The sequence below is a fragment of the Streptomyces sp. NPDC047000 genome, assembly GCF_040644295.1.
GTDB lineage: Bacteria > Actinomycetota > Actinomycetes > Streptomycetales > Streptomycetaceae > Streptomyces.
This window is the reverse complement of record NZ_JBEYWE010000006.1, coordinates 226210-243873: the sequence shown is the minus strand read 5'-3', so window position 1 is coordinate 243873 and position 17664 is coordinate 226210. Positions and strand designations below refer to the sequence as shown.

General features: G+C 73.5%; 15 protein-coding genes and 1 riboswitch. Of the genes, 10 read left to right on the top strand and 5 right to left on the bottom strand.

Going from position 1 to position 17664, the window contains the following annotated elements; all coding sequences use genetic code 11:
- Positions 1 to 56 precede the first annotated feature (56 nt).
- Both ABZ862_RS13295 and ABZ862_RS13290 read right to left on the bottom strand, forming a co-directional pair.
- Positions 57 to 1016 (bottom strand): LysR family transcriptional regulator, encoded by a 960-nt coding sequence (locus ABZ862_RS13295; RefSeq protein WP_360956519.1) that lies wholly within the window; start codon positions 1014 to 1016, stop codon positions 57 to 59.
- Positions 1017 to 1232: 216 nt separating this feature from the next.
- A complete protein-coding gene (locus ABZ862_RS13290) occupies positions 1233 to 2324 on the bottom strand; it encodes a HoxN/HupN/NixA family nickel/cobalt transporter (protein WP_360956517.1) in 1092 nt (363 codons plus the stop codon).
- A 27-nt stretch (positions 2325 to 2351) separates the two neighbouring features.
- A riboswitch (cobalamin riboswitch) is annotated at positions 2352 to 2755 on the bottom strand.
- Positions 2756 to 2833: 78 nt separating this feature from the next.
- Between ABZ862_RS13290 and ABZ862_RS13285 the strand changes: the two genes are divergently transcribed.
- Positions 2834 to 3193 carry a metalloregulator ArsR/SmtB family transcription factor gene (locus ABZ862_RS13285; RefSeq protein ID WP_360956515.1) on the top strand — a complete coding sequence of 120 codons (360 nt, stop codon included), beginning with the start codon at positions 2834 to 2836 and terminating at the stop codon, positions 3191 to 3193.
- Between the two features lie 145 nt (positions 3194 to 3338).
- Positions 3339 to 6302 (top strand): BTAD domain-containing putative transcriptional regulator, encoded by a 2964-nt coding sequence (locus ABZ862_RS13280; protein ID WP_360956513.1) that lies wholly within the window; start codon positions 3339 to 3341, stop codon positions 6300 to 6302.
- Positions 6303 to 6328: 26 nt separating this feature from the next.
- Here the strand turns inward: ABZ862_RS13280 and ABZ862_RS13275 are convergent, their stop codons facing one another.
- The 3 genes from ABZ862_RS13275 to ABZ862_RS13265 all read right to left on the bottom strand — a co-directional run bounded on the left by ABZ862_RS13275 (position 6329) and on the right by ABZ862_RS13265 (position 8717).
- Positions 6329 to 6874 carry a sigma-70 family RNA polymerase sigma factor gene (locus ABZ862_RS13275; RefSeq protein ID WP_360956511.1) on the bottom strand — a complete coding sequence of 182 codons (546 nt, stop codon included), beginning with the start codon at positions 6872 to 6874 and terminating at the stop codon, positions 6329 to 6331.
- A 188-nt stretch (positions 6875 to 7062) separates the two neighbouring features.
- The gene (locus ABZ862_RS13270; protein WP_360956510.1) at positions 7063 to 7827 is read right to left on the bottom strand and encodes a hypothetical protein; all 765 of its coding nucleotides are present in this window, start codon (positions 7825 to 7827) and stop codon (positions 7063 to 7065) included.
- Positions 7828 to 7838: 11 nt separating this feature from the next.
- The gene (locus ABZ862_RS13265; protein ID WP_360956508.1) at positions 7839 to 8717 is read right to left on the bottom strand and encodes a lytic transglycosylase domain-containing protein; all 879 of its coding nucleotides are present in this window, start codon (positions 8715 to 8717) and stop codon (positions 7839 to 7841) included.
- Positions 8718 to 9071: 354 nt separating this feature from the next.
- Between ABZ862_RS13265 and ABZ862_RS13260 the strand changes: the two genes are divergently transcribed.
- The 8 genes from ABZ862_RS13260 to ABZ862_RS13225 all read left to right on the top strand — a co-directional run bounded on the left by ABZ862_RS13260 (position 9072) and on the right by ABZ862_RS13225 (position 17614).
- Positions 9072 to 9695 carry a DUF6668 family protein gene (locus tag ABZ862_RS13260; protein ID WP_360956506.1) on the top strand — a complete coding sequence of 208 codons (624 nt, stop codon included), beginning with the start codon at positions 9072 to 9074 and terminating at the stop codon, positions 9693 to 9695.
- Positions 9692 to 9976, top strand: coding sequence for a hypothetical protein (locus tag ABZ862_RS13255; protein ID WP_360956504.1), 285 nt, complete (start codon positions 9692 to 9694; stop codon positions 9974 to 9976). The genes ABZ862_RS13260 and ABZ862_RS13255 overlap by 4 nt, the downstream gene beginning before the upstream one ends.
- Before the next feature lie 82 nt (positions 9977 to 10058).
- Positions 10059 to 10343, top strand: a complete 285-nt coding sequence (locus ABZ862_RS13250; protein ID WP_360956502.1) for a hypothetical protein — start codon at positions 10059 to 10061, stop codon at positions 10341 to 10343.
- A 17-nt stretch (positions 10344 to 10360) separates the two neighbouring features.
- A complete protein-coding gene (locus ABZ862_RS13245; RefSeq protein ID WP_360956500.1) occupies positions 10361 to 11122 on the top strand; it encodes a hypothetical protein in 762 nt (253 codons plus the stop codon).
- A gap of 1 nt (position 11123) precedes the next feature.
- Positions 11124 to 12389: a hypothetical protein gene (locus tag ABZ862_RS13240; RefSeq protein WP_360956498.1), complete on the top strand. Its 1266-nt coding sequence runs from the start codon at positions 11124 to 11126 to the stop codon at positions 12387 to 12389.
- Positions 12390 to 12579: 190 nt separating this feature from the next.
- Positions 12580 to 14073: an SCO6880 family protein gene (locus tag ABZ862_RS13235; protein WP_360956496.1), complete on the top strand. Its 1494-nt coding sequence runs from the start codon at positions 12580 to 12582 to the stop codon at positions 14071 to 14073.
- A complete protein-coding gene (locus tag ABZ862_RS13230; RefSeq protein ID WP_360956494.1) occupies positions 14070 to 15797 on the top strand; it encodes an ATP/GTP-binding protein in 1728 nt (575 codons plus the stop codon). Before ABZ862_RS13235 ends, ABZ862_RS13230 begins: the two co-directional genes overlap by 4 nt.
- Positions 15794 to 17614 carry a TraM recognition domain-containing protein gene (locus ABZ862_RS13225; RefSeq protein WP_360956492.1) on the top strand — a complete coding sequence of 607 codons (1821 nt, stop codon included), beginning with the start codon at positions 15794 to 15796 and terminating at the stop codon, positions 17612 to 17614. Before ABZ862_RS13230 ends, ABZ862_RS13225 begins: the two co-directional genes overlap by 4 nt.
- Positions 17615 to 17664: the final 50 nt, after the last annotated feature.

Genomic DNA, 17664 nt, shown 5'->3' with positions numbered 1-17664 from the left:
ACCGGAACGATGGCAGACCGCGGACATCAGCGGAAATAGATGCTTTTTGCCCTCCGCTATTCGCGAGATGTATGACCGGCCCCGCCCGCGCCGGCCGGGGACGGCAGGGCCGCGGCGACGTCGGTCATCGTCCGGCGCAGCCAGCAGTGGGCCGGATCGGCGCGGTTCACCGGATGCCACCAGAGCGCTTCCACGAGCGGCACCGTGTCCCACGGGCACGGGAACACGCGGAGCCCGGCGGTACCGGCCGTCATGAGCGCCGCCCTCTTCTGCAGGAGGGCCACCCTGTTGGTGCCCGCGACCATGAACGGCACGGTCAGGAAGCTCTCCACGACGAGCTGGACGCGGGGTTCGACGCCGATGAGGCGGAGCTGGCGGGCCGCCGGTGTGAAGGCGGCGGCCCGGTCCGTGGTCACCACCCAGGGCAGCCGTCTGAGGTCGTCCACCGTGGCCCGGTCACCGATCTCGGTGTTGCCGCGCCACACGACGCACACCCAGGTGTCCTCGAACAGCGTCGCCGAGGGCAGGTCGGACAGGAAGCCGTAGGGCAGGACCATGCAGTCGATGCCCCGCAGCGTCCGTGTCGCGTTGTCGATCGCCTGCGTGTTGCTGTTCTGGAACCGCAGCCGGGCGCCGGGCGCCTGCTCGGCGACGGCCTCCGCCAGCGGGGCGCCGAAGGCGGCGGTGACGTAGTCGGACATCATCACGGTGAAGGCACGCGTGGTCGCGGCCGGGTCGAAGCGCGCCACGGTGTCGAACACCCGTTGCACTCCGTCGAGTGCGCCGTCGGTGCGTTCCAGCAGCTGTTCGCCGAGCGGGGTGAGCTCGAAGTGGTTGCCCACGCGGTGCAGCAGTTCGTCACCGAAGTGTCTGCGCAGCTTGCCGAGCGCCGCGGACACGGCGGGCTGGCTGAGACTGAGGACCTGTGCCGCCCGGGTGACGTTGCGTTCCTTCAGCAGGGTGTCGAGCGACAGCAGCAGGTTGAGGTCGAGTTTGCGCGGATCCGGGCCTGCCATGCGCACACCCCTGACGCGTCTGCCGTGCGGCCCCACCCCGCCGCACGGCACAGACCGGGGACGCACAGGCCCGCAGGGACTTTCATTCGGTGAAAGTGAAGTTCACTGCGTGGATTCCTCTTGAGTATTGGCGGGACGGCATGCCATGTCAATGCCCCTCACCTGCGACAACACACAGGTGAGGGGCGAGATTGAGGGCGCGGGGCCGGTACGGCGTCAGCCGCCCTCGGCGAAGCGGGCGGCCCATCTCTGCTCCACCCTGGCCAGCCGCCAGTACGTCAGCGCCGCCGCCCACACGACCACGAACAGGCCGACGATGAGGTAACCGACGTTGCCCAGGTCCAGGCCGGCGATCCAGCCGGTCACCGCGTCGTCCAGGTCGAGCTTCTCGTGCAGCACCCCGACCAGTTCGATCGTGCCGATCAGGAAGGCGACGGCGATGGACAGTCCGGTGATGGTGAGGTTGTAGAAGACCTTGCGCACCGGGTGGGAGAACGCCCACTGGTAGGCGAAGTTCATGAAGGTGCCGTCGAGCGTGTCGAAGAGGCTCATCCCGGCCGCGAACAGCAGCGGCAGGCACAGGATCGCGTACCACGGCAGCCCGGCGGCGGCACCGTTGCCGGCCATGACCATCAGGGTGACCTCGCTGGCGGTGTCGAAGCCGAGCCCGAAGAGGAAGCCCAGCGGGAACATCTGCCCCGGCCGCGTGATCGACCTGGTGAAGCGGCCCAGGACACGGTTCATGAATCCCCGTGAGTCCAGGTGCTGTTCGAGCACGGCCTCGTCGTACGTGCCGGAGCGCATCGCCCGGAAGACCCGCAGGATGCCGGCGAGCGCCGCGAGGTTGAGCGCCGCGATGAGGTAGAGGAAGGTCCCGGAGAGGGTCGTGCCGACGACACCGAGGGTCCGGTGGGTGCGGGAGCCGTCGTTGAGCAGCGCACCGGCGAGCCGGGTGCCTCCCGCGACCAGGGCGGCCAGGACGACCACCACGCCGGAATGGCCGAGCGCGAACCAGAACCCGACCGACACGGGCCGCTTGCCGTCGGCCATCAGCTTGCGGGTGGTGTTGTCGATGGCCGCGATGTGATCGGCGTCGAACGCGTGCCGCATGCCCAGGGTGTACGCGGTCACCCCGAGGCCGATGCCGAACGCCTTGGAACCGGCCTCGTAGTGCCCCGGTACGACGAGCAGGAACAGGATGCCGAACGCCACGACGTGCAGTGCGGCGATCACCCCCAGAAGGCCGGCGGTACGGACGGTGTCCTCGCGCCGCCAGCGGACATGGGTGGGCCCGGTGGGCAGGGTCATACGGTCACGCTCCAGCACCTCGTGGATCAGTTCGTGAAGTGCCGTGGCCGGTCTCCTGGCTTACGGGTGCGTACGTGTCCGTCCCGGTCTTCCCGCCCGCCTCTAGTGCCGCAGCAGGCAATGTTCGCCCCGTCGCGACGCCCGGCACTCCCCCAAGCTCTTCGAGCAGGGGGGACCCCCACTCGCCGCACCGGCCGAAAGCCCGAGTACATCCAGTACGAGGACTTCCGGCCGGCACACCGAGAGCACGCACCGGACGCCGCTCCTTCACGGGCAAACATTGCCTGCCACGGCACTAGGCGGACAGTGACCATGCACAACTGGGACGGAAACTCCCCGATCACAGTGGCGAGGGCCGCTCCGGCCTGAACTCCCCCGACATGAAGGAGTTTTCACCGGTCTTCCCGAACACCACGGCCCGCCCACCGTACGGGCGGCCACCGGTGCCTGCATAGCTGCGCAGCCGCGCAGGTATCCAAGATCACACCCGCACCTGCGAGGATGCCCCCATGCATCTCGTCCCCGCCGAGCGCGCCGACCGCCGCGCCATCGACGGCCACCGGGTCTGCGACGCCATCGCCGCGATCGGCGACCCCGGCCATGTCCGCGCCTGGGCCGAGCGGTTCTCCCTGCTCGCCGACCCGGGGCGCCTCGCCCTCCTGATCGCCCTGCGCCAGACGGGCCCCCTCGCCGTCTCGGACCTCGCGATCGCGACCGGTATGAACGACCCGGCCGTCTCCCAGGCCCTGCGGCTGCTGCGCGCCGCCGGCATCGTGGCGGGCGAGAAGGAGGGCCGGGTGGTGCGCTACCGGATCGTCGACCCGGTCGCCGCCGACCTGCTCGCCCACTGCATCGCCGAGACCGGCTGACCGACGACGGCCTCCTCTCGCCCCGGTCGCCTCGATCGCCCCGATCACCCTGAGCACCTCGACCGCGATGCCCCGGCCTCCCGCACCGGCCGGGAATGTCTGTTCGTTCTGACGTCCCGGGACCGGTGGCGCTACTGTCCCGCGCGTGGACGCACCCGGAAAGGAACCGCTCCGGTTCTCCGTGCTGGGGCCGCTGCGCGCCTGGCGGCAGAACACGGAGCTGGCGCTCGGACCGCCCCAGCAGCGGGCTGTCCTCGCCCTGTTGCTGCTGCGCCCCGGCCGGACGGCCTCCGCCGGGGAACTCGTGCGCGGCATCTGGGGCACCGACCCGCCGGCCAGCGCGGTCTCCGTGCTGCGGACCTACGTCTCCCGGCTGCGCGCACTCCTCGAACCCGACCGCGGCGCCGGCGGGCCGCCGCGGATCGTGATGTCCGCGGGTGACGGGTACGCGCTGTGCCCCGAGGCCGTTGTCAGCGACCTCGACCGCTTCGAGGACCTCGTCACCCGTGCCGGGGCCCTGCGGGCCGGGGGCGACGACCGGACCGCCCTGCGTCTGCTGTACGACGCACTCGCGTCATGGGAGGACGTCCCGCTCGCCGGGCTGCCCGGCCCGCGGGTCCGGGCCGAGCGGAAGCGGCTGGAGGAACGGCGGCTGACCGCCCTGGAGACACGGCTGCACATCGAACTCGGTCTCGGACAGCACATCCGGGTACTGCCCGAACTGACCGCCCTGCACCAGGCGCACCCCCTGCGCGAGCCGTTGTGCGAACTCCTCCTCGTCGCCCTGCGCCGCAGCGGAAGACGGGCCGAGGCACTCGGGGTGTACGCCCGCACGCGGCGCGCCCTGCTCGACGAACTCGGCATCGAACCCGACCGGTCCCTGCGCGCCCTGCACGCCGGCCTCCTCGCGGACGGTCCCGCGCCACCGCCCGGACGGGAGGCGACCGGCACCGGAGGTCCCCCGGGAGCGCCGGCCGCAGTCGGCACACCGGACGACGCGGCCCCCGGCGCCGACGCCGACACCGGCTCCCCCGGCGGCCACACCGGTCCCGTCCCCGCCGAAGGCGCCGTCGGCGCCGTACGGCCGGCCCAACTGCTCACCGACCTGGCCACGTTCACCGGCCGCCGGACCGAACTGGCCGACGCCGCGGCACTGCTGCCCGACACCGTGCCCGAACTGCCTCCCGCGACCACCGTCATCGGCCTGATCAGCGGGATGGCCGGGGTGGGCAAGACGACCCTCGCCCTGCACTGGGCGCACCGGATCGCCCACCGTTTCCCCGACGGCAGTCTCTACGTCAACCTCCGCGGCCACGATCCGTCCGGCGCCCGGACGCGGCCCGCCGAAGTGATCGAGACGTTCCTGGCGGCGCTCGGCGTCGCCCCGCAGGCGGTCCCCGAGGGGCTCGACGCGCGGACCGCCCTCTACCGCGGCGTCCTCGCCGACCGGCGCGTGCTGATCGTGCTGGACAACGCGGGCGACACCGACCAGGTGGTCCCGCTGCTGCCCGCGACCCCCGGCTGTCTCGTCATCGTCACCAGCCGCAGCCGGCTCAGTGGTCTGGTCGCCCGGCACGGCGCGCGGCCGCTCACGCTGGGCCCGCTGACCGCGGAGGAATCCCTCGAACTGCTCGCCCTGCGGCTGGGCGGCGCCCGCGTCGACGCCGAACCGGAAGCGGCCCGGACCATCGTCGGCCTGTGCGCCCGGCTGCCGCTGGCCCTGTCGGTCGTGGCGGCGCGGGCCGCCCTGCACGACGGCTTCCGGCTCGCCGACATCGCCGCGGAGCTCCGGGCGGACCACGGCAGTCTGGACGCGTTCACCGGCGGCGACCCCGGCACCGACATCCGTGCCGTCTTCTCCTGGTCGTACCAGGCCCTGTCCCCGCAGGCGGCCGTTCTCTTCCGCAGGCTCGCCCTGCACCCCGGCCCCGACGTCACCGCCGCCGCGGCGGCCGCACTGGCCGACGTGCCGCCACGCCGGGTACGCAGCCTGCTCACCGAGCTGACCGGCGCGAGTCTCCTGATCGAGCGGCTCCCGGGCCGGTTCGTCTTCCACGACCTGCTGCACGCCTACGCGACGGAGCTGACGCAGGCCGAGGACAGCGCGTCGGTGCGCAGGCAGGCACTGCTGCGGCTGCACGATCACTTCCTGCTCGGCGCGCACCACGCCGCCCTGGTCCTCGACCCGTTCCGCGAGACCATCCCCCTGCCGCCGGACACGGCCGACGCCACGCCGCCGCGCTTCGAGGACCGCGCGCAGGCGACCGCCTGGCTGCGCACGGAGCGCTACGTCCTGCGCGCGGCCGTCGGGCACGCCGCCGCGAACGGCTTCGACACCCACGCCTGGCGGACGGCCGCCGCCCTGGACGTCTACTTCAACCGGCTCGGCTACTGGCACGACCTCCTCGAGATCAACAGCGCGGCGCTGGCCTCGGCCCGAACGCTCGGCTCCGTGACCGGTCAGGCCTACGCCCTGTGCGGGCTGGGCGTCGCGCACTCCCAGTTCGACCACGCGGCGCAGGCACGGCAGTACCTGGAGGACGCGCTGGAGCTGTTCCGGTCCGCGGGCCACGAAAGCGGCCGGGCCCGGGTCCACCGCGCTCTCGCCTACCTGTGCAACCGGACGGACCGCCACCCCGCCGCGCTCGACCACTACGCGGAGGCCGTCGGGCTCTACCGGTCCGAGGGCCACCTCGGCGGCGAGGCCGGTGTCCTCAACGAGGTCGCCTGGACGTACATCCTGATCGGCGAGCACGAGAAGGCCCTGGAGCACTGCGAGGAGGCCGTCCTGCTCCACCGGGACCTGGGCGACCCCTACGGCGAGGCGTCGACGCAGGACACCATCGGCTACGCCCTGCACCATCTGGCCCGCTACCCGGAGGCCGTCGAGCGCTTCGAGCGGGCGGCGCGGCTGTTCCACGGGACCGGCGACCGCTACCTCGAGTCCGAGGTGCTGCGCCACCTCGGCGACACCCGTCTCGCCGCCGGCGACCGCGCCGCCGCACGCGCGGCGCTGCGGACGGCGCACGCCCTGCTCGCGGAGCTCTGCCACCCGGAGGCGGACGAGGTACGGCTCGCGCTGCGCGGGCTGGAGCCGGGCGAACCGTGACCCGCCCGCCCGGCGCCGGGCTCCGCTCACCTCGGTCCGCTCTCCGCCAGCGTCGACTTCAGGCTGCGCAGGGCGTAGTACACCCGGGACTTCACGGTGCCCTGCGGGACGCCCAGGACGTCGGCCGCCTGCTGAGTGGTGCGGTCCGCGAAGATCGTCGCCCGCAGCGCCTCGCGGTGCGCGGGGGTCAGCGACCGCAGGGCCTCCTGGACGACGATCGACGACAGCATCCGTTCCATGTCGTCGGCCTCGGCGCACATGTCGGCCAGCCAGGAGTTGCCGCTGATCTCCGACGGGCGTGCCTTCCGCGTCCGGTGCGCGTCGATGACGAGGTTGCGGGCGACCCGGAACATCCAGGGGCGTACGGCCATGCCCTCGCGGTCGGCCACGTTCCGCTTGGTCCAGCAGCGCAGCAGCGTCTCCTGGAGGACGTCCTCCGCGCGGTGCGTGTCCCCGCCCAGCATGCGCAGCACGTACGAGTAGAGCGCCGGACCGTGTTCCACGTACAGGTCCCGCAGCGCCCGCTCCTCGGGGGAGACCGCGCCCGCCGACCCGATGACCGTCACGTTCATGGTGTGCTCCTGCTCCTCGGGGCGCCCTGCCCGTGGGCCGTGAACCGTGGACCGGGGGCCGGGGGCGCTTGGAGACCGGAGTGTCACGAGGCGTGATGCATGTTCGTTTGACGGCCGGTCCACGCGGCGATTGACGACCGGTCCACGCGGCGATATACGCGCAGGCCGCACGGCCCGCGGGCGGGCTCTCAGACCGGGGTCCGGAGCGCGTCCACCCGTCTGCGGACCTGTCCGGCGAACTGCGCGTGGGCCGGCGGCAGCAGGCCGCGGTGGTCCAACCGCTCCCACATGTGCAGCAGTTCGAGACCGTGCACCACGGCCGCACGGTCGTCGTCGAGCCACTGCCAGGCGGCTGCCGCCCGCGTCACGTCGTCGGACGCACGGTGGTCCCCGGCGCGGCACCGGATCCGGGCCACGGCCAGGGCCAGCATGACCGCCTGACGGTGGTCGCCGCGCAGGTGGGCGAGGTACGCCTCCACGGCCCGCGCCTCCACCGCCCGCGGGTCCTCGGCGCCCGCCTCACCGGTCAGGCTCTCGCGCAGGTCGGCCGCGAGGGCGTACGCCTCGTCCAGTCGGCCGGCATCCGCGAGAGCGTTGATACGGCCGACCTGCCCGGCAAGTTCGGCAGGCACCACCGCGCCGCCACCGGGGGCGGAAGGGGAAACCGGGTCAGGGTCAGGGTCAGGGTCCAGGTCCGGGTCCGCGTCCGCGTCCGGGGTCTCCAGGGGTGGGAGGAGTCGGCTGGAGCCGTCCGGGGCCACCGCCAGGACGAAGTGGCCGGTGCCGAACCGGTCGTGCACCGTGGCCTCGACGACCGCGGCGCGTTCGACGGCGTACCGCTGCAACCGGTCCAGCACGGCCTCGTGCACCGACTGGTCCGGGGTGAGGGCGAGGGGCTCCCCGTCGATCGCGGCGAGCCCCTCGCCGGAGATGTGGACCTCGAAACGAGCCATGGCCGTCCTCCTCAGGACGTGGGTGTGGGGGCGAGGGACTCGGTGGGGGTGGCGGCCGGGAGGGCGGTCTGTACGCCGGTGGGCGTGGGGATGCCCGACGGTATGGCCGCGAGTCCCGAGTACTTGGCGAACTGGGCGCGGACGGCGGCGACATAGCCCTGCGCCTCGGCGGTGTGCGGGATGCCCCCGGCCGCGCGGACGGCGTCCGTCCCTACGTCGTAGGCGGCCAGCGTGAGGTCCAGGACACTGCCGGCGGCCTGGTTGGCGTCGATCATCTGCCGGGCCTGGCCGGCCAGATCGCACATGAAGCGGCCCTGCGCCATGATCGAGTCCTTCGCGTCCAGCGCGGAGGTCCTGCCGTTGCCGTCGTCGTCCTTGCCGTACCGCGTGAAGACGTCGGGCGGCAGCTGCGAGATGCCCTGCCTGCCGTCGGGGCCGAGCAGGGACGCGTTGAAGCCGGACGCCTTCTCGAGCTGGGAGGCGATCACGATCGGGCCGACGGCGCCGCACAACGCACCGGCCTTCCGGATGGGGTCGACCAGGTCCTCGGGGACCGTGGAGGGGTCCAGATCTCCCTGGCCGTCGCCCTGGAAGACGGCCAGCACCGAACTCGCGTCGCCCGGGCCCGGGAGGTGACCGCTCCCGCCACCGCCGCCGAAGACGCTGTGGAACAGCAGGTAGATCGCGATCAGCGGGGCCAGCAGGACACCGAACCCGCAGAAGACGACGACGAGGACGGTCCCGCCGGCCACGCCGAGCGGAAACAGCAGACAGCCCGCGCCACCCGCCGCGAGCGCCGTGTTCCTGACGGCCTTCGATCCGCCCGCCTCGTCCTGCCCGGCCGGCGCCTGTCCCGCGGCGCCGCCCTTCACTTCCCTCACCACGCCCATGGATGCCCGCCTTCTTCCCCTCAGCTTGAACCGGCCTGCCGGGACGGCCCGTTGTGCTGTCCGACGGGCTCGGCAGATCCAAACGGGCCATGGAGCGAATCAGTTCAAACCGGTGGACATCAGATGAACCAGAACAGCGGACGTACGAGGCAGGAGGGGGGCGGGGCGCTCATGGGCACACCGTCGGCGACGCCGCCGGGCCAGGGAGGCTGGGTCCGGGGACCGAGGACTCCGCCTCCCGCTCCCCCGCCACCGCCCCGGGGCCCGGGGGCGGCTTTCGAGGACGACACGGCCGCCGCACCGCCGCGGGACACGGCCCCGCTCGCGCCGGGTCCGGCCACGACCGCCCACCCCGTGGCCGCCACCGCCGTACGGGACCGCGCCACCGGACCGGCGCACCCCGTCGGCCGGACCGCCGCGCAGCCCGCCGTACGCCCCGCCCCCCGGGTCCCGGCCCGTCGCCCCTCCGCGGCCTCCCTCGCCGAACCGGCCTGGAACGAGCCCCGGCCGCCGCGGGCCGCCCGGACGCCCCGCGGCAGGTCGCGCGACGAGGTCGGCTGGGTCAAGGCGCACGGTGGTGCCGGGGTGACCTCGCTGGTCGAGCTGCTCGGCGGGGTGGAGGTGGGGGCCCGCTGGCCGGACCCGTCCAGGGGCGAGCCGCGGCGCGTCGTCCTGGTCGGGCGGACCAGCGCACGCGGACTGCGGTCCGTGTCCCAGGCGCTCGGCGCCCTGCACGACGGGCGCGCCCCGCAGGGGCTCGACCTGCTCGCCGTGGTCCTCGTCGCCGACGCCCCCGGCCGGCTGCCGCTGGCGCTGCTGCGCAGGGTCCGCGTCCTGCGTTCCGCCGCCCGGGTGCAGCGGGTGCCGTGGGTGCCGGCCTGGCGCACCGGCGGCAGCCCCAAGGCCCTGCCCAGGCAGTTCGCCGGCCTCGCGGAACTGGTGGGAAGCGAACTCCTCGCCGAGGGAGCCGTGTCGTGACGCGCGCCCTGCCCGGTGCCGGGTTCCTGGCCGACGCCTACACCCCGCCCGACAGCGCGCACACCATCATCGACCTGCTCTCCTGGTGCGCCACGGCCGCGGGCGTCTTCGGTCTGACGGTCGTCGGCATCAACATGGCGATCCAGCTCAACCGCGGCGAACCGGGCGAGGGCGGCGCGCACTTCCGCGGCGCGGTCTTCGTCGTCCTCGCCTGCCTGGTCGCCTCGACGGCCCATCCGCTCGTCGCGCTCCTCGGCGACCTGTCCCTCCTGGGGCCGTAGACCCGCGCAGACCTCCTCCGCCCACCGACCGTCATCCCTTCGCCCATCGCTCACGCGGGGCACCGACTTCACGGAGATCCCCATGTCCTCATTGCTCGTCGAGGCCTCTCGTTTCCTCGCCGACGTACCCAAACCGGTGAGCACCGCTCCCCCCGAGCTGGCCGACAAGGTCAACACGGTCCTCGGCGTCGTCGCGTGGGCGGGTACCGCGGCCGGCGTGCTCGGCGTCCTGATCACCGGCGCGATGATGGCCGTCTCCCTCAAGCGCGGCGAGAGTTCGGAGCACATGAGCCGCCTCGGCATGGTGCTCGGCGGCTGTGTACTGGTCTCCACCGCCGGGCCCCTCGTCGGCTTCGTCTTCAACTGAGCCGGCGGACGGTCGAGATGCTCCTGCACAGGCAGCGGCGGCCCGCGGAGCCGGGTCCGTACTGGAAGCAGCGCACCTGGCGGTTGTCGGCCGGGTTCCTCGCGGTCGTGCTGCTGGCGGGCGGGTTCACCGCACTGACCTCGGGTCACGGCACCGGGGACGACCGCACCGGCACCGCGGTCCCCGACGGTCCGCTGTCCGGCGCCACCGCCCTGCAAAACGGCCGGCCCCCGGGCTGCCGTACCGACGACAGCGCGGGTGGCGCACGGCCCCGATCGGCGCCCAAGGACATCCGCTGGCAGACGCTCGGCGTCGCGCGTGTGCCCGTCTCCGCCTCGGCCGGTCCCACCCGGACGACGGGGCCCCTGCTCTGGTGTTTCGCGCACACGCCCATCGGCGCCGTACTGGCCGCCACCGTCATCCCGTCCCAGATGAGCGGGTCCGGCTGGCGGGCCGTCACGCGGCAGCAGGTGGTGGCGGGGCAGGGCCGGGACATGTTCTCCGTCCAGCGCGGAACGGTCGCGGACATGGACGGCCCCGAGCAGACCGGGGACACCTCCGTCGCCACGTACGCCGGATTCTCCGTGACGTCGTACACCGGCGCCGCGGCGAACGTCAGGCTGCTGCTCAGGACCGGGCAGGGCTATGCGGCGACCGCCGTCCTCGTGCGCTGGAGCGGCGGGGACTGGAAGGTCGTACCGGACGACGACGGTTCCCTGCACTCCCGGGTGACGGCCGTCCAGGGCGACACCGGCGGCTTCGTCCTGTGGGGGGTGTGAGATGCAGTGCGACACCGGTAGCCCGGTCACCGACCTGGTCAAGAGCTTCTTCGACTTCCTCGGCGACCCCATCGGCACCATCGTCTCCCTGATCGCCAAGACCGTCCTCGCCGGTGCGGTCTCCGTGTACGGGGCCCTGATCACCCGTGTGCCCACCCTGACCGGAACGACCGTCTCCAAGGACCTGAGCGGCCAGACGCAGTGGCTGGTGGTCTACCTCGCGGTGGGCTCGCTGCTCTTCGCCTGCGCCCGGATGGCCGTGGAGCGGCGGGGGACCGCGGGTACGACCGCCCTGAAGGGCGTCCTTCGGGTCGTCCTGGTCTCGGGCGCGGCCACCACCGTCGTCACGGCCGCCGCCGCCGTCGCGGACAACTACACCAGCTATCTCTTCAAGCAGGGCACGATGGACACGCTGCACTCCATCGGCTACTGCGACGACAGGGACAAGGTCGAGCCCTTCCTGCTGCTGGTCCTCGCCTTCCTGCTGCTGATCGCCGGGGTCATCGAGACGGTCCTGATGTACATCAGGCTCGGTGTCATGATCCTGCTCCTCGGCACCCTCCCGCTGGCCGCGGCGGCCTCGATGACCGACTGGGGCGGCGGCTGGTGGCGCAAGCACATCGGCTGGATGACCGCCTGGCTCCTGTACAAACCAGCGGCGGCGCTCGTGCTCTACGCCGGAGCGGAGATGATCGACCAGGGCAGGACCGCCGCTCCCCCCGGAGCCCCCGCCGACGCCGTGGCCGTCAACCAGCGCATCGCCGGTATCGGCGTGATGCTGCTGGCAGCGGTCGCGCTGCCCGCGCTGCTGAAGCTCGTGGTGCCCGCGACCGCCGCCCTCGGCGGGGCCTCCGCGTACTCCGGGGCGATGCAGTCGGTGGGCGGCGCCATGGCCAGCGGTGCCCGGTCGCTCGGCGGCGCCGGGGGCGGTTCCGGCGGCCAGGGCCGGCCGGGGCCGAGCGGTGCGTCCGGCGCGGCGAGCGGCTCGGGCGACTCCGGTTCATCGGGTTCATCAGGGTCTTCCGGTTCGCCGGGTTCATCGGGTTCGTCGGGCGCCGACGGAGCCCCGGGCGGCGGCCGTACCGGTCCGGCCGGTACCGGCGCGGGCGCGGCGGGCGGCGGGCGGGCCGCGGCGGCCGCCGGCGGGCCGGTCGGAGCGGCGGTCGGAGCGGCGGTGACGGTGGCGCAGGTCGTCGGCAGAGCCGCCTCCGGCGCCCTGGACGGCGCCGACGGCGACCAGGGGCACCACTCCGGCGGGCACCGCTGACCCGAGCCGAGCGGCGGGGGCGACTGCCGGCGCGGCCGTATATCGCCCCTTCCGACCGCTGGACGGACTGCCGGATTCCCGCTCCCCCGGGGAATCCGGCGGTCCTCCCCGTTTCCCGCTCCCCTGCCCCGGTCGACGCACCGCCCCACAGCTGTGGCCCCATCACCTCACGAAGGGATATCGGACCCTCATGTCCACGGAAGCCGTCACCCATCCGACCTACGGGAACTGGCGCCGGCCACGGCGGCCCGGGCTCGGACCGCTCGGGCTCGTCGGCACGTTCGGTGTCTTCGGCGGGCTCGTCGTCACCCTGCTCGCGTCCCTGATCTCCCTGTACGCGGCGCTGATCGTGTTCGTCCCGGTGGCGCTGTTCCTGGCGCCGCTCGCCGTCCGCACCCAGGACGGGCGCAACGTCTACCAGCTGCTCGCCCTGCGCATCGGCTGGCGCAGCCGCAAGGCCAAGGGCGCGCACCTGTACGTCTCCGGCCCGCTGTCCGCCCGGCCGGGCGGCCGGTTCCGCCCGCCGGGCCTGCTCAACAAGGTGAGCGCCGTCGAGGGCCGGGACGCCTACGACCGGCCCTTCGGCGTCCTGCACCACCCGGTCCGCAACCTGTACACGATCGTGCTGGGCTGCGACCCCGACGGCGGCTCCCTCGTCGACCCCGACCAGGTCGACGTATGGGTCGCCCTGTGGGGGGAGTGGCTGGCCCGCCTGGCCCACGAACCCGGCCTGCGCGGAGCCTCGTTGATCGTGGAGACCGCGCCTGACCCCGGCACCGCGCTCGCCCACGAGGTGCTGCCCCGGATCCGCCCGGACGCGCCGCCCGCCGCCCGCGCGATGATGGAGGAGGTGGTCGAGCGCTATCCGACCGCGTCCTCCGAGATGCACACCTACGTCACCCTCACCTACGGCATGGCCGCCGGCCAGAAACGCGGCAAGGAGGACGTGATCACCGACCTCGCCATCCGCATCCCGGGCCTGCTCAGCGGGCTCGTCGCGGCCGGCGGCGGGGCCGCGTACCCGCTGTCGGCCGAGCGGATCGCCGAGGTGGTCCGGGTCGCCTACGACCCCGCGGTCGCCGCCGACGTCCTCGACGCCCGCGCCCAGTACGGCGGCACGGGCCTGGAGTGGGAGGACGCCGGACCGGCCGCCGCCGTGGAGACGGTGGGCAGCTACCAGCACGACTCCGGGGTGTCCCGGACCTGGCTGCTGACACTCGCGCCGCGTGGCACCGTACGGTCCTCGGTGCTCCGGGGCCTGCTGGAGGCGGCCCCCGGCACCCGTCGCAAGCGGGTCGCGCTGGTCTACCGTCCCATCGACCCGGCCACCTCGGCACGGATCGTCGAGGCGGACCGGCGTGCCGCCCAGTTCATGGCCACGTCGGGCCGGGGCATGGTGCAGGCGCGCGCCGCCTCCGAGATGCGGGCGGCCGAGCAGACGGCGGCGGAGGAGGCGTCGGGCGCCGGGCTGGTGGAGTTCTCGCTGATGCTGACGGTCACCGTCGACGATCTGGACCAGCTGGCCGACGCGAGCGTCGCCGTGCGCAACCTGACCGCGGCCTCCCGGGTGCTGATGCGCTCCGCGGACCGTATGCAGGCGGCGGCGTTCACCTGCACGCTGCCCGCCGGGATCCTCCCGTGGGAGCAGACCCTGATCCCGCACGAGTTGCAGGAGGCGCTGTGAGCCGGCGGAGCGAGGAGAAGAGGGCCGAGCGGGAGGACCGGCTCGCCGAGGAGACGGCGTGGCGGGCGGGGCCCGGCGCACGACCGCCGGAGCCCGACCCGTCCCGGGCACGGAAGAAGCCGGGGAAGACGGCACGAAGCGGGAAGGCCGGGGCGGGCGGGAAGAAGGCAGCCCGGCCCAAGGAGCTCTACATCCCGCCGCGCGGTTGGTACGGCCCGGGCGGCGGCCGCGTCGGCTACATGGATCCGCCGACCATGTGGCGGGCCACCACCGTGCAGGCCTGCGGCATGTGGCCGTTCGCCGCCGGTTCCGGCTCGCCGATGACCGGGGTGCCGCTCGGCCAGCACCTCTTCACCGGCGCCACCGTCTGCGGCGACCCGCTGAACTGGTTCACCCGCGCCCGCTACATCTCCAACCCGTCCCTGTTCATGCTCGGTATGCCGGGCCTGGGCAAGTCCACGCTCGTCAACCGGATGCTGATCGGGCTGAGCGCGACCGGTGTCGTACCGCTGGTCCTCGGCGACCTCAAGCCCGACTACGCCGACACCGTGCGCGCGCTGGGCGGGCAGGTGATCTCCATCGGCCGCGGGCGGGGCGGCATCAACGTCCTCGACCCCGGCGCGATGGGCGCGGCGGCGGCGCGGATCGGCGGCGAGGCCGGCGAGATCCTGAGGGCCGAGACCCACGGCAGGGTGCTGAACATGGTGGCCGCGCTGGTCACCATCGTGCGCGGCCGTCCGATGGACGACCACGAGCAGTCCGTGCTCTCCGCCGTCCTGCACCACCTGCGCGAGCGCACCCCCGGGGGCCGGGCGGCGCTCCTGCCCGACCTGCTGCGCGTCCTCACCGAAGGGCCGGACCGGGTGCGCGCGGTCACCCTCGACCGGGGTGACGACACCCGTTACCGGGACGCCGTCGACCCGCTGCACCGCTCCCTGCTGGGCATCCTCGACGGCCCGCTCGGCGACACCTTCGCCTCCGAGACGTCGACCCGGATCGACCCCGACTCGCCCGCCGTGTGCATCGACATCTCCGGCATCGGCGAGGCCGACACCCAGCTGACCGCCGCCGCCATGCTGGCCGCCTGGTCGGACGGGCTGGGCACGGTGGCCGCCTCGCACGCCCTGGCGGACGCCGGACTCGCGCCGCGGCGCTGGTTCTTCACCGTGCTGGACGAGCTGTGGCGCCCCCTGCGCGCCGCATCCGGCATCGTCGACCGCATCGACGCGCTGACCCGTCTCAACCGCTCCCTCGGCCTCGGCGACGCCAAGATCACCCACACCCTCAAGGACGCCGAGGCGCTCGGCACCGACGCCGACCGGGCCAAGGCGCGCGGCTTCGTCGAGCGGGCCGGGATGGTGGTGTGCGCGGGGCTGCCGAAGGCCGAGATGGAGGAGCTCGGCAAGGTGGTGGGCCTGTCCCGGCGCGAGATAGAGCTCGTCTCGTCCTGGTCCTCGCCGCCCGGCTGGGGTGTCACCGGCGAGCACGAGGAGCCGCCCGGCCGGGGCCGCTTCCTCATCAAGGTCGGCGGCCGGCCCGGCATCCCCATCAAGGTGGCCATCACCGACGCCGAACGCCACTTGCACAACACCAACACCCGTTGGACGCCCGACGAGACGGCCGGCGGGAGGGCCCTCGAACGGTCCGTCACGCACGCCGCCGCACAGGTCGCGCGAGCCGCCCAGGAGGAACCGCGGTCCCTGCCCGGAAGGCGGACCGCATGACCGGCAGGCAGCCCGCGACCGGAAGCATGCACGACCTCGTCCCCTGGGCGGTCACGGCCGTCGCCGCGTCCTCCCTCATCATGTTCACCGTCTGCTGGGCCGGCGGCACGCTGGGGGCCGGGATCACCGGCCACGGCTGGACGGCCCCGCCGTTCGCCATGTCCACCGCCACACACCTGACCTCGGGCGGCGCGGGCACCCTGTGGCCGGGCACCCCGCCGGCCGCGGTCTACGGCGGCATGCTCGGCCTCATGGCCCTGATCGCCGTACCCGCGGTGATCGCCGCACGGCTGCTGTCGGCGTGGGCGGGCCGCACCAAGGGTCTCGCGGGCAGGCGCCAGTTGGCCGGTATGTGCCCCAAGGGCGTCGAGACACGTGCCCGCGAGCTGCGCCCCGGTCTCAAGGGCCGCGAGAAGCTCCACCCGGACGAGACCGGCAACCTCCTCGGCGACCTCGCCCCGAAGGGGCCCGAGCTGCGCAGCAGTTACGAGGACGTCGAGCTGGACCTGATGGCCCCACGCGCCGGCAAGTCCACCGGCATCGCGATCCCCCGCGTACTGCGCGCCCAGGGCGCCGTGCTGCTCACCTCCAACAAGTCCGACGTGTACGCCGTCACCCGCGCCGAACGCGAGAAGACGGGCCGGGTGTGGACGTTCGACCCACAGGGCATCGCCCACACCGAGCGCGCCATGTGGTGGAACCTGCTCGGCGACTGCCACACCACCGAAGGCGCCCGCCGGCTGGCCGGGCACTTCGTCGCCTCCGTCAACGACGACACCGCGAAGAAGGACTTCTGGATCTCGGCCGCGCAGAACACCCTCACCGCGCTGTTCCTGGCCGCCGCCCGCGGCGGGGCCCCGGTCAAGGACCTGCTGGCCTGGCTCGCCGATCCCGCCGACCGCACCCCGATCGACCTGCTCCGTGACGCCGGCCTGCCGGCGATGGCCGAGCAGGTGCAGGGCACGGTGCGCGGCGCCGTGGAGACCAGGGACGGCATCTACGAGACCGCCCGGCAGACCGTGTCCTGCCTCCTGGACCCGGAGATCCTGGGCTGGGTCACCCCGGATCCGTATCTGCCCGAGTTCCGCCCCGACCTGCACGTCGTCGGCAAGGACACGCTCTACCTGCTCTCCAAGGACGGCGGCGGCTCCGCGGCCGGTGTCATCGCGGGCCTCGCGGACGCGACGATGCGGGCGGGCGTGGTGGCCGCCGAGCGGATGGGCGGACGCCTCGACCCGCCCCTGACCGCGGTCCTGGACGAGGCCGCCAACGTGTGCCGCATCTCCGATCTGCCCGACCTGTACTCGCACTTCGGCTCCCGTGGCATCAACGTCGTGACTCTCCTCCAGAGTTACCGTCAGGGCGCCCGGGTGTGGGGCGAGGTCGGGATGGACGCGCTGTGGAGCGCGGCGACCGTCAAACTGCTGGGCGCGGGCCTGGACGACGCCGACTTCGTGCAGAAGGTCTCGACGCTGGTCGGCCAGCACGACGTGAGGACGCCGAGCCTCTCGCGCAGCAAGGACGGCACGCAGCGCTCGTACTCCTACCGACAGGAGCCGATCCTGCCGCCCGACAGGATCCGCGCCCTGCCCAAGGGCACCGCCCTCCTGCTCGCCACCGGCGTCCGGCCGGCCCTGATCCGGCTGCGCCCCTGGTACAAGGAGCCCGGCGCCGCCGTCATCTCGGCGCAGACGAAGGCCGAGGCGGAGGCCATCACGGCACGGGCCACGGCCCGGCTGACCGGTCGTGTTCCGCCGCCCCCTGGTGTTCCGCTGGAGAAGAGGGGCCGCTGGGAACGGGACGCCACGCCGGCGTGAACGGCGCGCGGTGGCCGCCGGTCCGACGACCCGCGGCCACCGTACGGCGG

What these genes read in the sequence shown, in the direction of transcription:
- ABZ862_RS13295 (WP_360956519.1), bottom strand. Translation starts at nt 1,016, where the DNA reads ATGGCAGGCCCGGATCCGCGCAAACTCGACCTCAACCTGCTGCTGTCG.
- ABZ862_RS13290 (WP_360956517.1), bottom strand. Translation starts at nt 2,324, where the DNA reads ATGACCCTGCCCACCGGGCCCACCCATGTCCGCTGGCGGCGCGAGGAC.
- ABZ862_RS13285 (WP_360956515.1), top strand. Translation starts at nt 2,834, where the DNA reads ATGCATCTCGTCCCCGCCGAGCGCGCCGACCGCCGCGCCATCGACGGC.
- ABZ862_RS13275 (WP_360956511.1), bottom strand. Translation starts at nt 6,874, where the DNA reads ATGAACGTGACGGTCATCGGGTCGGCGGGCGCGGTCTCCCCCGAGGAG.
- ABZ862_RS13270 (WP_360956510.1), bottom strand. Translation starts at nt 7,827, where the DNA reads ATGGCTCGTTTCGAGGTCCACATCTCCGGCGAGGGGCTCGCCGCGATC.
- ABZ862_RS13265 (WP_360956508.1), bottom strand. Translation starts at nt 8,717, where the DNA reads ATGGGCGTGGTGAGGGAAGTGAAGGGCGGCGCCGCGGGACAGGCGCCG.
- ABZ862_RS13250 (WP_360956502.1), top strand. Translation starts at nt 10,059, where the DNA reads ATGTCCTCATTGCTCGTCGAGGCCTCTCGTTTCCTCGCCGACGTACCC.
- ABZ862_RS13245 (WP_360956500.1), top strand. Translation starts at nt 10,361, where the DNA reads ATGCTCCTGCACAGGCAGCGGCGGCCCGCGGAGCCGGGTCCGTACTGG.
- ABZ862_RS13240 (WP_360956498.1), top strand. Translation starts at nt 11,124, where the DNA reads ATGCAGTGCGACACCGGTAGCCCGGTCACCGACCTGGTCAAGAGCTTC.
- ABZ862_RS13235 (WP_360956496.1), top strand. Translation starts at nt 12,580, where the DNA reads ATGTCCACGGAAGCCGTCACCCATCCGACCTACGGGAACTGGCGCCGG.
- ABZ862_RS13225 (WP_360956492.1), top strand. Translation starts at nt 15,794, where the DNA reads ATGACCGGCAGGCAGCCCGCGACCGGAAGCATGCACGACCTCGTCCCC.